Genomic DNA, 14,259 nt, shown 5'->3' on the forward strand with positions numbered 1-14,259 from the left:
TATTTTTTAAATTGCTGTTTTGATGCGATTGTCCGTCAGGCCTGCACCCGCCTCTGCGGCCGTGGCAGGAATAAGCCTAAGTGTATCATTTTCCCTTTTAAAGGGCAAACGCCGCCCGCGCTTTTCAAAAAAAAAGCCCCGTGCTATAATGACAGCAGATTCCCGGGGCGGCCCGATGCCGCCTTGCATTTTTAACCCATGCGAAAGGACCCTTATGATTTTCTACCTCATCGCCTGCGCGATCATCATCGCGGCGGATCAGCTCACCAAGCTTCTGGCCGTTCATTTTCTCGCGCCCATCACCACGCTGCCGCTGATCCCCAAGGTCTTCCACCTGACTTATGTCGAAAACACCGGCGCCGCCTTCAGCCTGCTGGCCGGCCGTTCGGTCTTTCTGATCCTGCTGACCGCCGTCCTGATCGCCGCCCTGATCGCCCTGCTGATCCGCCAGCACAAAACCCGGACCGCCCGGCCGCTCAACTTCGCGCTGACGATGGTCATCGGCGGGGCGCTGGGCAATCTGCTCGACCGGCTGCACTACGGCTACGTGGTCGATTTCTTCGACTGCCGCATCATCGGCTTCGCCGTCTTTAACGTCGCCGACTGCTTTGTGGTGGTCGGCTGCGTCCTGGTGGTAGCGAGCATCCTGCGCGCCCCCGGCCTCGCCGAGGAGCCGGACGCCCGCGAAAAAAAACGCCAGCCCCGCGCATAGGGCCTGGCGTTTTTTTATGGCTTTTTTATTTTTATGCGCCGCTTATGGCCTGCCAAGCGGCTCGAAGGCCTCGTCGTCCGCCAACAGCTCCAGCATATCCCTTTCGGTGATGCTGATGTGGCGTCTGGCGTAGCGTGCGGCCGCTTCCGCGTCGCCGGCCTCGATATTGTCGATGATATCCTTGTGCTGGCCGGGCAGGGGCTTTTTCTTGTCGATACGGTGGACGTATTCCACGCGGAAGCGCAGCATCTGCTCCCGCAGCGTGTGGATCATGCTCTTCAGGCGGCCGTTGCCCGACGCCCGGTAAAGCACCTCGTGAAAGGTGATGTCGTTGTCGATGATGGCCTCACCGTCGTTATCGTGCACCCCCGCCTCGAATTTCTGATTGCTGGCCCGCAGGGCGGCGATATCCTCCGGCGTCGCGTGGATCGCCGCGAGTCTGGCCACCAGCGCTTCCAGCGCGCCGCGGATCTCCATCATCTCCTTCAGATCGGTGATGGACATCGGCGTGACATAGGCCCCTTTGCGCGGCACCATCTTCACCAGGCCCTCCAGCTCCAGCTTGCGAATCGATTCGCGCACCGGCGTCCGGGAGACGCCCAGCTCGTTGGCCAGTTTGACTTCCATCAGCCGCTCGCCGGGCTTGAAATCCCCGTGAACGATGGCGCTGCGGATGGTCTCGAAGACAACCTCCCGCAGGGGCTTGCAGGATTCCGCATCCATCTGAAGCCTGTGATGCCATTGACTCTTTGCTTGTTCTTCCATCTTTGCCTGCCTCTCGTTTGTTTTCATCTGCTCATCGGATCGATCGCCGTTCCAAAAACGCATCGTCTCCGACCTTTAGCCCTCCGGCCGGTAGATCTCGGCCGTAAACACTTGACGGCCCGCCTCAAAAGCCGGTCTGGCCGCCCGGGCTTCGGCCGTCGTCTTAAAATAGCCGATCACCGTCGAGCCGCTGCCGCTCATCACGGCAAAGCGCGCGCCCGCGGCCAAAAGCCGGTCCCGAATCGTCCGGATCTCGGGATACGCCTCGAAAATCACCGGTTCGAAGGCGTTGGCCGCCCAGCGCCCCGCCGCGCCGAGATCCTCCGACGCGAGGGCGGCCAACAGCTTGTCCGTCGTGTCTTCGCGCGCGTCGCCCGCCGCATCCAGCCGGGCAAAGGCCCAAGGGGTCGGGATGTCAATCGGCGGCTTCACGCCAAGGATCGAAAACTTCGGAAAATGCGCCAGCGGTTCAACCCGCTCCCCGATGCCGCTCACCAGCGCCGGCCGGTTCACACAGCAATAAGGGATGTCCGCGCCGATGGCCGCGCCAAAGGCAAACAAATCCGCCTCGGCCAGGGGCAGCTCCCACAATGCCGAGAGCCCGCGCAGCGCCGCCGCCGCATCGGCCGATCCGCCGGCGAGCCCCGCCTGCATCGGAATCTGCTTGGTCAGATGCATCCTGGCGCCCCGGGCGACGCCAAATTTTTTTTGCAGCCGCCTGGCGACCTGCATGATCAAATTGTCGTCCCCCGTGGGCACCGCGGCATGGTCGCAACTCAATGAGAGCTCAGGCGCCGGCGCCAGCGTCAGCACATCACAATGATCCGCCGAAAAATTGACCATGCGCATCAGATGGTAACCGTCGGCGCGCTTGCCCGTTACCTGCAGGGCCAAATTGATTTTGGCAGGTGCTTTGATTGTTATCATAATCACTCCGTACGCATAATGATACTGTATACAAGTATAACACAAGCATTTGAGAAAACAAGCCGCCTGGGCACTTTTTTCATCGGCATCGGCGCCGCGTTTTTGCCGATTTTTAACCATTTTCGGCCGCCCGTCAAGATTCATGCTTTATTTTTCAAACTTTTTCTTCTATAATTTTAATCATACCGATCCATTCAGATCAAACCGTAGTCATGTTTTAAGTTTTCATCGGAGGGAGGCCCGAATGAGCATTCATTTCAAAAATGACTGGGAAACGCCGCTGCAGGGGGAGTTCCAGAAAGACTACTACCGCCGGCTGCACCAGTTTTTGCTGCGCGAATACCGCACCCAAACCGTTTACCCCAATATGTACGATATTTTTAACGCCTTTCACTACACGGCCTATTAGGACACCAAGGTCTGCATCATCGGCCAGGACCCCTATCACGGCCCGGGCCAGGCCCACGGCCTGTGTTTCTCGGTAAAGCCCGATGTGGCCGTCCCGCCGTCGCTGCGCAATATTTATCAGGAGCTCCACGACGACCTCGGCTGTCCGGTGCCGAATCACGGCTGCCTCGTCCACTGGACGAAAGAAGGGGTGCTCCTGCTCAATTCGGTGCTCACCGTGCGCGCCGGTCAGGCGGCGTCCCACCGCGGCCGGGGATGGGAAACCTTCACCGACCAGGCGATCCGCCTGCTCAACGCCCGGGAAAAGCCCGTCGTCTTCATTCTCTGGGGGGCCTTTGCCCAATCCAAGATTCCAATGATCACCGCCCCCCAGCACATGATCATCAAATCGCCGCACCCGAGTCCCCTCTCTGCCAGCCGGGGCTTTTTCGGCAGCCGGCCGTTCTCCCGATGCAATCAGTTTTTGGATCAGGTGAACATCGCGCCGGTCGATTGGGCCATTCCGCCCGTCAAAGACCGCACGGCCGCCGCCCGGGCCATGGCCCACACCCGGGGATAACCCATGGATCACCAAATCCTCGTCGCCATTTCGCATCTGGCCTGCCCGCCCCTGGATGTCTTCTTTAAGAGCCTGACCTTTCTGGGCAACGGCGGCCTGATCTGGCTGATGCTGACACTGGGGCTGCTCCTTTATCGCCGGACGCGGCCGACGGCCTGGATCGTGTTCGTTTCTCTGCTCGCGGCGGCACTGATCACCACCCGAGGACTCAAGCCCCTCTTTATGCGGGTGCGGCCTTATCTTCGCTATCATTTCCCCATCATCATCGCGGCGCCGGGGGGCACCTCGTTTCCGTCGGGGCACACCGCGTCTTCCTTTGCCGCGGCCTGGGCCTGCTTCCGCCTGTATCACGAACGCCATCCGCGATGCTGTGCGGCGCTGCTGATGCTGGCCGGCGCCATCGCCTTCTCCCGGCTCTATCTTTATGTGCACTATCCCAGCGATGTCCTCGCCGGCGCGCTCTTGGGCATGGCCGTCGCCGAGGCCTGTGTGCGGCTGGCCAACCGCCGTGCTTTTTCACGCAAAAAGGACTCCCCCGCGTTTTGATCGGAGGCGTCTCGCCGCCGTTTGAATGCGTCATGTTGTCCGAAGGGGCTTTTATGTTCAAAAAAAGTTTTCACAGCCGGCGCATGACCGGCGATCTCACCGTTTTGCTTCTGGGGCTGGAGCTGGCGCGCCACCTGGGATTTGCGGCGGGGCTCTTTCCCTACACCGCGCTCTGGGGCACTCCGCTCACCACCGAGCCGTCCCTGCACGCCGCGGAGAGCGGGCTGATGGCTTGCCTATTGCTGGCGATGGCCGCCTGCTTTAAACTGGGGCATCACCGTTTTCTCCGCCGGGGTGCCGGAGGCCGGCCGCGGTTTGTCCCCCTGGGGCGCCGCCTCTGGTTCGGCTATGCCGTGTTGATTTTCGGCGCCCTGCTCACCTTGGGCTATTGGCGCTGCCATCCCCTCGCCCTGCGCCTGATCTCCGGCTGCGGCGGGGTGCTATTTTTGCTGCTTGCCCTGCGGCTGCTCCAGTTGGTCCGCCGCGACAGCCGCCGCGCCCGAAAAGCCCTCGCCCGTCGAAACAGACCGGCAGATCCAGCCGTCACGACCGATGATAACCGGCCAGCGCCGCCGTCGCCGCGTCGATCTGCGCATCCGTCAAAAGGACCGGCGCCCCCAGAGGCTTAAGCTGCACATAAAGCCTGGCCACGTATTCGATCTGCTCCGCCACGTCAAAGGCCTCGGCGATGTCTGTGCCCAGGGCGAGCAGCCCGTGGTTGCCCAGCAGGCAGGCTTTGCCCGGTCCCATGGCGGCAAAGGCCGCGTCGGCCAGCGCCTGGGAGCCAAAGGGATAATAGGCCGTGCAGGGCACTTCCCGCCCGGCGTAGCCCACCAGATAATGAATCGGCGGGATGGCCTCCTGCCGGCAGGCCAGCGTCGTCGCATAGACCGAGTGGGTGTGGATGATCCCGGTGATCTCCGACCGGTGCCGATAAAAAATCCGGTGCAGATCCACCTCGCTGGAGGGTCGCCGCGCTCCCTCGACCCAGCGGCCGTCCAGATCCACCACGGCCACATCCGCCGCGCCCACCGCGTCGTAATCCAGGCCGCTGGGGCTGATCGCCATCAAGCCGCTGGCCGGATCGTAAAGGCTGACGTTGCCGAAGGTCCCGGTGACCAGCCCCGCTTCCCGCAGTTTGCGGCCGAAGGCCGCCACCCGTTCTCTTTCTGATTTTAATTGCATGATTTTCCTCTTTTCTGCTTTAATCGGTCGCTTTGTTTGTCTTCGCAGCTGAACGCCGGCGCCCGGCGATTTTTTTATTATAACAGGATCCGCCTGCCCGCGCGAAAAATTCTCGTGAAATTTTGATTGGGGGGTTATCAAGGGCGGACAAAAAGTTTACAATAACATCAAATTTGAACCCAAATTGGAGGATACAAAATGGCAACAGGCATTTTAATTGTTTCGCACAGCGAAAAACTGGCAGAAGGCATTGTCGAGCTGATTTCCGAAATGGCGAACGACTCGGTCGTCATCAAACAGGCCGGCGGCACCGAAGACGGCCGCCTCGGCACCGACGCCGTGCGCGTTCAGGCCGCGATCGAATCCATGGCGGACTGCGGTGCCATCCTGATCTACTGCGACCTCGGCAGCTCCATCATCAGCTCCGAAATGGCCATCGAAATGCTCGACGATGACGCGCTGCGCGAAAAGGTGCAGATTGTCGACTGCCCCATCGTCGAAGGGGCCTTTACCGGCGTGGTGCAGGCGTCCCTCACCGAAGACGCGGCGGAAATCGTCGCCGTTTCCGAACAGGCCAGAGAACTGCGCAAGCAAAGCTGAACCCCCGGGCATTCAAAAAGAGCCGGCCTCAACCGAGACCGGCTCTTTTTGCGTCGCAACCCTCAGCCCAAAGCCACATCCAGGGCGAGCATCACCGTAAAGCCCAGCGCAAAGCACAGGGTGCCGACGTTGGAATGCCTGCCCTCCGACATCTCGGGGATCAGCTCCTCCACCACCACATAAATCATGGCCCCGGCAGCAAAGCTCAGCAGATAGGGCAGCACCGGCACGATCACCCCCGCCGCAAAACCGGTCAGCGCCTTGTCGACGCTTTCCTTGAGCGCGCCGCGCATAAAAAACACACAGGCGGCGCCGGCGGTCGTCCCGATAAAGGGGATCGCCAGGCCCTGCACCACGGTTCCATTCACTGTATTCACCTCTTAACTGCTTTCGTGATCGGCCGCCATTAAAAAAACCGATGACCGAAGCCATCGGATTCGCATCCATCAACATGGCGGAGAGGGAGGGATTCGAACCCTCGATACGCTTAATCACGTATACACGCTTTCCAGGCGTGCTCCTTCAGCCAGCTCAGACACCTCTCCATCTAAACCGCCCTACCGGCAATCTTTCTTTTTGAATGCTTTAATAGTATAGCGAAGCGGCAAATCTTTGTCAAGGCATTTTTACGCTCATTTATGCCCCCTCGGCGCGGGATTTGAGACGGATTTGCAATCCCGCAGGCAATTTGCGCCAATCTGTGCTATGATAAAAATAAAGGAGTCGCCATGTTACACATTCTTGGATCGGCCGCCGCGCTCAAGGCCACTTTGCTGAGCTTCGGCCCGTGGACACCGTTGGTTTATTTTTTGCTGCAGACCGCCCAAGTGGTCATCGCCCCGATCCCCGGCGGCGTCACCACCGTCATCGGCGGCGCGCTCTTCGGTTGGTATAAGGGCTTTCTCCTCAGCGGCAGCGCGGCCATGCTCGGCTCGTTTCTCGCCTTCGGCCTGGGCAGAAAACTGGGCCGCCCCTTCGTGATGCGCTTCCGCGACCGGAAATGGGTCGCCCGCCTCGAGGCGCTGGAAGAGGACAAGCTCGACCGCTTTTTATTCTTTCTGTTTCTTTGTCCGGGATTCCCCGACGATTTTATCTGCCTGGCGTCCGGGGTGACCAAAATTACTTTCCGGCGCTTCGCCTGGATCTGCACCATCGGCCGGCTGCCCGGCTTCTTTCTGATCGCCCTGATCGGCGCCGGCATCATGAAAAACGATCCGGTGCAGCTCGCCCTGCTGCTCGCGGCCTACGGCGGCCTGACCCTGGCTCTTTATTATCTGCAAAAACGTGTCGCCGCGGCCATCGACCGCCGCCGGCCCCATCCCGATGCTTCCCAAGAAAGGAGTTCCCCATGAAAATCATTCTCGATGTTGATACCACCCCCCGCGCCGCCCGCAACATCTGCGACACCATCGCTCAGCAATTCGGGCTTTCCCTCGTCTCGGTTTCCGATATCGACCGCGACGCCGGGGATCCCCGGGAGCGCACGGACCGCATCCTTGCGGCGCTCACCCGAAACGATATTGTCGTCACCGACGATTACACCCTCGCCGACCGGATTTACGAGCACGCCATGGCCGCCGTCAGCCCCAAGGGCTTTGTCTTTACGGCGGCCAATATGGACGAGCTGCTTTACGAGCGTTATCTCAAAAATAAAAAGGCGGCCGAGGCCCCGACGCCGGCCCCCTCCAAGCGCGGCCTGGCCCGCAGGGCCCGCGCCGAAGAGCGGGCCTTCACCTCGCTGATGCTCGATTTGATCTCGCCGGTTTCCAAGGAGTTATAGCACCGCATGGCCGAAAAAGACGTCCCGGACGGGACGTCTTTTTGGATGTGCCGGGCGCCCGTCACGCGGATTTAATAAATTTCACCGAGAAACCTAAGGTTATGCCCGCGCATCCCTGGCCGGCTTTCGATAGAACTTCATCAGCGCGCCAAGCGTTAAGGATATTCGATTTTCTAATGAAGGATCGCACAAAAATCGAAACGTAAAAAGAACACCACGATGGCCATGAGATAAATCCGGCGGCTGCAGTAAATGCTCTACGCCTGCTCTTACGAACGAGGACATCAAAACCGCGTTCCTATCTGCAGCGAACAAGTTGCCGAATCAGCTGACAAAATTCACGCCAGACAACCGGCACGCGCCGGCGAATCACGCCGCAGTCTATGCCGAAGACCCTATCCGCGTCATCTTGAAGAACGATCAGGAAATCAAAGCCTGATGCCGAACATCAAACAAGCTCCCGATCATCAGTTTTTCGCCAGCGGTCGGGAGCCTTTTTCATCTCATGAAACCGGAATTCAAATCTATCGAAATCTTAACCTGTTAGCGGCTGTTGTATGCCGTTAATAAAATCCTCCGAAATCCTTGAAAACAAAGGATTTTTTTCAGTTTGCTCACCCGTTGCTGTTATACGGTTTCACATGGTGTTACCCTTGCTCTCAGTGCCTCATAAGGGCAAAAGCAAGGGAAGGAAAATCTGGTAAAACAACATAACAACATGTGGCAGCCGGGAACCTGTGGCATAGGCGATTATTACATTCCCTGCCTGACGATCCCGAGGAAGAACAACGGCCCATCGGCGCATGGGGACGGCGGCATCTTCGGTATATCCGCGAGTACCGCAAAAGACTATACAACAGCCTGCTTCTCGGCGGGAAGCTCAACAACTACCTTGCCGATCTGAATAAGCAAGCGGAGAAAATGTTCTCTTGGCTGGTAAAGGAGCTTGACGAAAAGGAAGGTATCACAGAAACGCTCAAGGAAGAAAATCAGATGCTCTGGGTACAGCGGATGAACGCAGTCCGGAAAACGGCAATAGGGATCGTCAATAATGATCTGATTTGTGCATAATTAACACATAAGCGGCAAGGAGAAATCTCTGCTACTGTATCATATCATTTATCATTGTATAATCAATTCCTTTCTCATACTCCAAAGCAGGATAGAATAGAGAAATTGGGAACCACAGCATAACTATTTCTGATATTTTTGAAATTGTGACATATATTTGCTGTGCAAGTATGTATCGTTACTATATTCTATTACGGTTATTATATGGCGGATCAATATAGATGTAGTCCACCTTGCCCCGATGCGTTTTCTCTAAAAGATATAACGCCTGCAGGTTATCGCCCTCGATAATGAAATTCCATGGGAGAGACAAATCTTTGCAAAGTCGTCATTCTGGATCGGCGCAGAATACGGGAATATTCTCCTCCAGCATTTCGTCAACAGCTTCGGAGTGTTCTTCCCACACAAGTCCGTATTTTTTGTCACGGAGTTGGTTTTCTATTTCATTGAATGCACGGATAGATTCGTCATCGGAGTGCTGTTCTTTCAACTGTTCCAAAAACGCAATCATCCTATCCCGTTTGATTTTTGACAAATTAGCCATTACTCTTCCTCCGCTGCTGCATGAGACTCCTCAGTAAAATCAATAGTTCCAACCACAAAACGGCTTTTTTCAAAGATTTTATCTATAGAGCCACACATACGATCAGTGATATTTTGATATGTCGTTAAATCTTCTTTAACAAACCGAACTGCTTGATTCATAGAACGCTCAATTCCCAGCACACCATTCATTGAATCAATAAGGCCACTAATAGATGCTTTGCTGCCAATAGCTGCTTCTTTCATACCATAAAGACTTTTCAAGTAACTTATCAATGATTCTTTGTTTTCTTCTTTTGATGCAAATTTATTCTCAAGCAGGCCTAATGTGTTCTTTTCTATTTCGTCCCAGAGAGAATCAATAGTCGAGTTATGTATTTTCAACTTTTTAGCAAAAGTTTCAACATAACCGACAACTTTTTTTGTTTGCTTGCGAACAAATGAAGCCGTCCCATTTCCTCCGTTTTTGTTCACTCTCTCAATTTCAGCTGTACAAGAAGTGGTGCCAGAATTCATTTCATTCATGTCAGTATTCATAGAGTTGATCTCATCAGTTAGTTTTTCGGCATTATTTTCGATATCTGTCAAAAAATCAAGAAACCCTTTGTCAGATTCATCTTCTAAAACTACAGCGTCTTTATGTTCAAACCAGCTCGGATTCTCAACGCCCTGTAGAGTTAAAAAGTCTTTGACAGGGTTACTGTAACTTACAGAACCATCTATCGCACCGCAGAGATTTGTCTCGAGGTATTTTATCAATTCATCAAATTTCTTGAAATGAGTTGTATAGTCCTTTGCCCTATACTGTTTCAAATCAAAGGGAAGTCCAGATAAATCGTCCTGCGTAATTATTATAGTTTTCTTGTTAAAAGAATGAGCCAAACTAAGTTCATACATAACATTAGCATTTAGCCCAGTCAAATCAGCAATCACGATGTCTGCTTCATATAAAGGCTGAATAATATCTTTCAAAACATTTTGCTGATTTCCTTCTTCTCCGGCATTGTTGAATTCAAATCTTTCAGAAAACTGCATTTTAAGCATTTCATATACTTCAAAGAACTCGTCTTTGAACGGCATAATCACAAATACTTTTTTCTTTTCCATTGCAAAAACTCCTTCCTGTTATTTCTGGCACAATAGATACTTTTTGTTATCGCCTCGACCAACTACTTTTATCAATCCGAGAGCTTTGCAACGGTAAATGTGCGTGTCTTTTTAAGTCCGAGCAGGTCGCTGATTTCTTTTTCGGTGATTTGTCCGTTTGCTTTGATGTAATCTAACTATATTATACTCACAAAATTCACTATATCAAACGCGAATAGCGAATTTATAGCGAATATTCGCTCGGATAAACGAATATTCGGATTGCGGTGAATATTCTCTAATACAAATCAGCAGCTGGGTACGCAAATACCCGGCTGCTTGCTATATGTGCGCACCGCCGAAAGCGGCAGTGTTGCTGTCTGTTGTCTTATCGTTCTCCCTGGCGCAGGAAGAACGCTTCGGAGGCTTCTGTGCCTCGTCCCGTATCCTGTAAAGCTGTGCCACAACGCTTCTGCGCTCCGGCGGTTTCTTTTCTTCGGCTGATTTTCCCTCGGCCTGTTGCTTCCGTTCTGCAAGCACCCACTCATACTGCTTTACTATGCGCTCAGCCTTATTGTAGGCGGCCATAAGTGCCTGTAGCCCTGTTCCTGTACCATGCGGGAAATTCTGTCTTTGAGATCGCTGGCTTTCTGCTCGGCGGCCTCCATTTTTGCTTCTTTCGCTTTTCTCTCCCTGCCCTTGAAAATACCAATGCTTTCTGCACGATGGTACGGAATAAGCCCAGTAGCCACCCGTGTTCGCAAATGAAATATTTACTCTTATTTTGAGCTTGATTTCGAGTCCCTTATCCTCCGGAACGCCGACGACCAGCGCCGGGTCAGCGGTGCAGTTCCAGTCCTGCCGCGCTTCATTGTCAGCCCGCATCTCATCAGCCATGGAATTGTTCTTACTGATCTTCTTTATCGACAGGTATACATCGTTTTGGTCGAATACTTTTAGCCGCTTTTCCTTTTTAACATGAATGTTGATCTGTGCGGTCAACGACTTCCTATAAAAAGCCTTAGCTTTTAAAAAAGGTGTCTTTGTCGTAAACATGTGCTGCTCATGGATTTCCCATTTTTGGAATTACCGTACGGCCTTTGCGGATTGCTCCATCTTCTCCTGTGACCTCTTTCTTTGTCCGCATCCGTTTTCCCGTTTCATCGAGGCACACGGCGCGAGCGGCAACCTTATTATCCGGTGTCTCTAAAAGCCGTCGTTCGAAAAAGATCAGGTGAATGTGATAGTTGGTTTTTGTCTTGTTTCTTCGCGCTTCTTCCCTTTACACCCGAAGGGCACTTTTTATACGAAAGGAAATATTGTTCCAAAGCGGACGTGGAGGCAATCAGATCGCATTTACCTTTAAACCGGCGATAAAAGATCGCCGGTGAATACCGTTATCGGTGATCTCGTCGATCGTGATTTTATCCATGGCTTTCTGCGCCGATAGTTCCCGGATGGATTCAGCCAGAATTTCTTTGGTCGTTTTACGTTTCACACGCTTTCCTTTCTTGCTGCTTTCTGCACCGGATCAAAGGCGAGGCACCCGGTTAAATATCGGGCAGTCGTTAGCCGCAAGCCTCCTCGGACGGGACTGTGCGTTTGATTTCATTTCTGCCGTTCCCACGCCGATCTTGATTTTTATGATAGCAGAAAAACCACCCGCTTTGCAGAGAGCTCGTCTGACGGCTTTTGCCGCAAAGGCAATCTCTCATCCCGCCGGCCGCCGTCTGCCGGGAGGGCTGCCGGGCGTTTCGCATCGGCTGCCCGTCGTAAAACAGGGAAAAGACCGAAGCCAAAAGCAAAAATCCCAGGAGTAAAACCACTTCCAACAACGATTTAATCAATTTGCGTTTCATATCGGCCACCCTTTCTGTTCAGTCTGCCGCCGGTGCAAACCGTCGATGCACCGGTGATTGATCTTAGGATAGCGCATTTTGTTAGATTCGTCAAACTATTTTTATATTTTCTGTTTTCTTCCCGGGCATGCCCTTGCCGGACCGCCCGATTTCGGTCGGATTCGCACCCGGCCGGCTTAAGGCGAAGCCTCTATTGATCGATCGCCGCCGGGGTAAGCCTGGCCGATTGCCATCCGCGAACGCGCGCGCCCTGATGGGCCGCCCGCAAATCAAAAGCCCTCGGCCCATTTATCTCAGGCCGCCCGACTGCCGATCGGCGGTCTCGCCCGCGATTTCTCATCGTGTGCCGCCGCGGAGAACGCATCCCGCACAAAAACCCTCCGCCTTGCGAAATTTTTACCTTCGGGTATAATAAATCATAAAACCGACCGGCTTACCGTGATTGCTCATGCGGCAAGCCGGCGAATCGAGGTGACTCATGAAAATTTCAACCAAGGGCCGCTACGCCCTGCGGATGATGCTCGATCTGGCCTATCATCAGGACGAGGGCTACATCGCCCTCAAGGACATCGCCCGCCGCCAGAATATCTCCAAAAAATACCTGGAGCAAATTGTCTCGCTGATGCGCGGCCCGGACATCCTGGCCACCAGCCGCGGCTACAGGGGCGGCTACCGCCTGGCCCGCCCGCCAAGGGACTACACCGTCGGCGAGATCCTGCGCCTGACGGAGGGCTCCCTGGCGCCGGTGGCCTGCCTGGAGGAGGGCGCCGACAAATGCCCCCGGGCGGCCGGCTGTGAAACCCTGCCCGTCTGGCAGGGGCTTTACACCCGCATCACCGACTATCTCGACAGTCTGACCCTGCAGGACATCATCGACCACACCCGGGAAAACGCCCCGATGGACTTTATGATTTAACACCGATCTGAAAGGAACCCCATGACCCGTTTTGACTTTACCACCCCCATCGACCGCCGGGGCAGCGGCGCCATCAAATACGGCCCGCACCCCAAATTCCCCGACGCCGACGTGCTGCCCTTCTGGGTGGCGGATATGGATTTTGCCGTCGTCCCCGCCATCCGGGACGCTTTGCAGGCCAAGCTTGACCACGGCGTCTTCGGCTACGAGGGCATCAGCGATGCCTATCGCGACGCTGTGACCGGCTGGTTCGCCCGCCGCTTCGGCTGGCAGCCGGACCCGAAGAGCCTGATCACCACGCCGGGGATCGTCTTCGCCGTGGCCACCGCCATCCGCGCCTTCACCAAGCCGGGGGACGCCGTGCTGATTCAAAACCCGGTGTATTTCCCCTTCGCGGGACTGGTGAAAAAAAACGGGCGCAGGCTCGCCGAAACCACCCTGACGCTCAAAGACGGCCATTACAAAATCGACTTCGCCGAGTTTGAGCGGCAGATCGCCGACAACGATGTGAAGCTTTTCGTGCTCTGCTCGCCCCACAACCCCACGGGCCGCGTCTGGACCCGGGAGGAGCTTTCCCGGATGGCCGCCATCTGCGCCGCCCACGGCGTGATCGTCTTCTCCGACGAGATTCACTGCGATTTCGTCTGGCCCGGCCGCCGCCACACGCCCTTCGCGAACCTCTCCCCCGAGGCCGCGGCCATGACCGTTGTCGGCACTGCCCCCTCCAAAACCTTTAACCTCGCCGGGCTGCAGGGCTCGAACCTCTTTATCGCGGACGCATCCCTGCGCCGCCGCTACCAAAAAGAACTGGCCGCCCAGGGCTTCGACGCGCCGAATAACCTGGCGATGGCCGCCACCGTCGCCGCCTATAACGCCGGCGAGCCCTGGCTCACCGGGCTGCTCGCCCATCTGGCCGGAAACATCGCCGCCCTGCAAAAGGCCCTCACGGACACGCCCATCCGCCTGATTTGCCCCGAAGGCACCTATCTGATGTGGCTCGACTGCCGGGCCCTGGGCCTTGCCGACGACGCCCTTGAGGCGTTCTTTGTGGAAGGCGCCGGGCTCTGGCTCAATGCCGGGATCACCTTCGGCAGCGCGGGATCGGGCTTTATGCGCATGAACCTGGCCTGCCCCCGGGCCGCCCTCGATGCCGGCATCGCAAGGCTTGAAGCGGCGCTGGCCCAACGCGGAAAGTGAAGCCGAAGACATCATCACCGCATTCGCCAAAAAAGCCTCTGAAAATTTTAAAATTCAAAGGCTCTCATCTGCCGGAAACGCCTGTCGCGACAGGCGTTTCTGGCA

The 14,259-nt window shown here is 55.6% G+C and carries 18 protein-coding genes, 1 tRNA gene and 2 pseudogenes; 11 read left to right on the top strand and 10 right to left on the bottom strand.

The annotated features are described in order from the left end of the window. Nucleotides 1–214 precede the first annotated feature (214 nt). Nucleotides 215–712: a signal peptidase II gene (gene lspA, locus HMPREF0721_RS06045; protein ID WP_006598752.1), complete on the top strand. Its 498-nt coding sequence runs from the start codon at nt 215–217 to the stop codon at nt 710–712. 42 nt (nt 713–754) lie between these two features. Here lspA and HMPREF0721_RS06050 read toward each other — a convergent pair whose 3' ends face one another. Continuing rightward, the gene (locus HMPREF0721_RS06050; RefSeq protein ID WP_156788707.1) at nt 755–1,477 is read right to left on the bottom strand and encodes a GntR family transcriptional regulator; all 723 of its coding nucleotides are present in this window, start codon (nt 1,475–1,477) and stop codon (nt 755–757) included. A gap of 75 nt (nt 1,478–1,552) precedes the next feature. Beyond that, nucleotides 1,553–2,404 (bottom strand): 4-(cytidine 5'-diphospho)-2-C-methyl-D-erythritol kinase, encoded by an 852-nt coding sequence (locus HMPREF0721_RS06055; protein WP_040640334.1) that lies wholly within the window; start codon nt 2,402–2,404, stop codon nt 1,553–1,555. Between the two features lie 244 nt (nt 2,405–2,648). Here HMPREF0721_RS06055 and HMPREF0721_RS06060 point away from each other — a divergent pair. The 3 genes and pseudogenes from HMPREF0721_RS06060 to HMPREF0721_RS06070 all read left to right on the top strand — a co-directional run bounded on the left by HMPREF0721_RS06060 (nt 2,649) and on the right by HMPREF0721_RS06070 (nt 4,546). Then, a pseudogene (locus tag HMPREF0721_RS06060) lies at nt 2,649–3,371 on the top strand (uracil-DNA glycosylase). Between the two features lie 3 nt (nt 3,372–3,374). Next, nucleotides 3,375–3,917, top strand: coding sequence for a phosphatase PAP2 family protein (locus HMPREF0721_RS06065; protein WP_006598757.1), 543 nt, complete (start codon nt 3,375–3,377; stop codon nt 3,915–3,917). Nucleotides 3,918–3,970: 53 nt separating this feature from the next. Further along, nucleotides 3,971–4,546: a hypothetical protein gene (locus HMPREF0721_RS06070; protein ID WP_156788708.1), complete on the top strand. Its 576-nt coding sequence runs from the start codon at nt 3,971–3,973 to the stop codon at nt 4,544–4,546. On the opposite strand, the gene HMPREF0721_RS06075 is transcribed toward HMPREF0721_RS06070, so the two are convergent. Continuing rightward, nucleotides 4,461–5,102 (bottom strand): class II aldolase/adducin family protein, encoded by a 642-nt coding sequence (locus tag HMPREF0721_RS06075; protein WP_050786970.1) that lies wholly within the window; start codon nt 5,100–5,102, stop codon nt 4,461–4,463. The genes HMPREF0721_RS06070 and HMPREF0721_RS06075 overlap by 86 nt on opposite strands. Nucleotides 5,103–5,300: 198 nt before the next feature. On the opposite strand from HMPREF0721_RS06075, the gene dhaM reads away from it, so the two are divergent. Then, nucleotides 5,301–5,702: a dihydroxyacetone kinase phosphoryl donor subunit DhaM gene (gene dhaM, locus HMPREF0721_RS06080; RefSeq protein ID WP_006598760.1), complete on the top strand. Its 402-nt coding sequence runs from the start codon at nt 5,301–5,303 to the stop codon at nt 5,700–5,702. 62 nt (nt 5,703–5,764) lie between these two features. Here dhaM and HMPREF0721_RS12415 read toward each other — a convergent pair. Beyond that, nucleotides 5,765–5,959: pseudogene (locus tag HMPREF0721_RS12415) on the bottom strand (ZIP family metal transporter); the annotation flags it as partial. A gap of 195 nt (nt 5,960–6,154) precedes the next feature. Next, a tRNA-Ser gene (locus HMPREF0721_RS06090) sits at nt 6,155–6,247 on the bottom strand. 183 nt (nt 6,248–6,430) lie between these two features. On the opposite strand from HMPREF0721_RS06090, the gene HMPREF0721_RS06095 reads away from it, so the two are divergent. The 4 genes from HMPREF0721_RS06095 (at nt 6,431) to HMPREF0721_RS06105 (ending at nt 8,553) form a co-directional block, all read left to right on the top strand. Continuing rightward, entirely contained in the window at nt 6,431–7,054 is a 624-nt protein-coding gene (locus HMPREF0721_RS06095; RefSeq protein WP_006598762.1) for a TVP38/TMEM64 family protein, read from the top strand. After that, nucleotides 7,051–7,482: a DUF188 domain-containing protein gene (locus HMPREF0721_RS06100; RefSeq protein ID WP_006598763.1), complete on the top strand. Its 432-nt coding sequence runs from the start codon at nt 7,051–7,053 to the stop codon at nt 7,480–7,482. Before HMPREF0721_RS06095 ends, HMPREF0721_RS06100 begins: the two co-directional genes overlap by 4 nt. Before the next feature lie 252 nt (nt 7,483–7,734). Then, entirely contained in the window at nt 7,735–8,049 is a 315-nt protein-coding gene (locus HMPREF0721_RS11800; protein ID WP_156788709.1) for a hypothetical protein, read from the top strand. Nucleotides 8,050–8,202: 153 nt separating this feature from the next. Further along, nucleotides 8,203–8,553: a TnpV protein gene (locus HMPREF0721_RS06105; protein WP_006598766.1), complete on the top strand. Its 351-nt coding sequence runs from the start codon at nt 8,203–8,205 to the stop codon at nt 8,551–8,553. Between the two features lie 328 nt (nt 8,554–8,881). Here the strand turns inward: HMPREF0721_RS06105 and HMPREF0721_RS06110 are convergent, their stop codons facing one another. The 5 genes from HMPREF0721_RS06110 to HMPREF0721_RS06125 form a co-directional block, all read right to left on the bottom strand. Beyond that, a complete protein-coding gene (locus HMPREF0721_RS06110) occupies nt 8,882–9,097 on the bottom strand; it encodes a hypothetical protein (protein WP_006598768.1) in 216 nt (71 codons plus the stop codon). Next, nucleotides 9,097–10,203 carry a hypothetical protein gene (locus HMPREF0721_RS06115; protein ID WP_006598769.1) on the bottom strand — a complete coding sequence of 369 codons (1,107 nt, stop codon included), beginning with the start codon at nt 10,201–10,203 and terminating at the stop codon, nt 9,097–9,099. The genes HMPREF0721_RS06110 and HMPREF0721_RS06115 overlap by 1 nt, the downstream gene beginning before the upstream one ends. Nucleotides 10,204–10,524: 321 nt before the next feature. Then, entirely contained in the window at nt 10,525–11,238 is a 714-nt protein-coding gene (locus HMPREF0721_RS06120; RefSeq protein WP_006598770.1) for a hypothetical protein, read from the bottom strand. Nucleotides 11,239–11,527: 289 nt separating this feature from the next. Beyond that, nucleotides 11,528–11,680 carry a hypothetical protein gene (locus HMPREF0721_RS11805; RefSeq protein WP_006598771.1) on the bottom strand — a complete coding sequence of 51 codons (153 nt, stop codon included), beginning with the start codon at nt 11,678–11,680 and terminating at the stop codon, nt 11,528–11,530. Between the two features lie 70 nt (nt 11,681–11,750). Beyond that, on the bottom strand, nt 11,751–12,041 hold the full coding sequence (locus HMPREF0721_RS06125) for a hypothetical protein (RefSeq protein WP_006598772.1): 291 nt from the start codon (nt 12,039–12,041) through the stop codon (nt 11,751–11,753). A 478-nt stretch (nt 12,042–12,519) separates the two neighbouring features. On the opposite strand from HMPREF0721_RS06125, the gene HMPREF0721_RS06135 reads away from it, so the two are divergent. Continuing rightward, entirely contained in the window at nt 12,520–12,957 is a 438-nt protein-coding gene (locus HMPREF0721_RS06135; RefSeq protein ID WP_006598774.1) for an RrF2 family transcriptional regulator, read from the top strand. Between the two features lie 21 nt (nt 12,958–12,978). Continuing rightward, complete coding sequence (locus HMPREF0721_RS06140) at nt 12,979–14,154, top strand: MalY/PatB family protein (RefSeq protein WP_006598775.1); 1,176 nt, start codon at nt 12,979–12,981, stop codon at nt 14,152–14,154. The last annotated feature ends 105 nt before the right edge of the window (nt 14,155–14,259 follow it).

It is taken from the genome of Pseudoramibacter alactolyticus ATCC 23263, from assembly GCF_000185505.1.
Lineage (GTDB): Bacteria > Bacillota > Clostridia > Eubacteriales > Eubacteriaceae > Pseudoramibacter > Pseudoramibacter alactolyticus.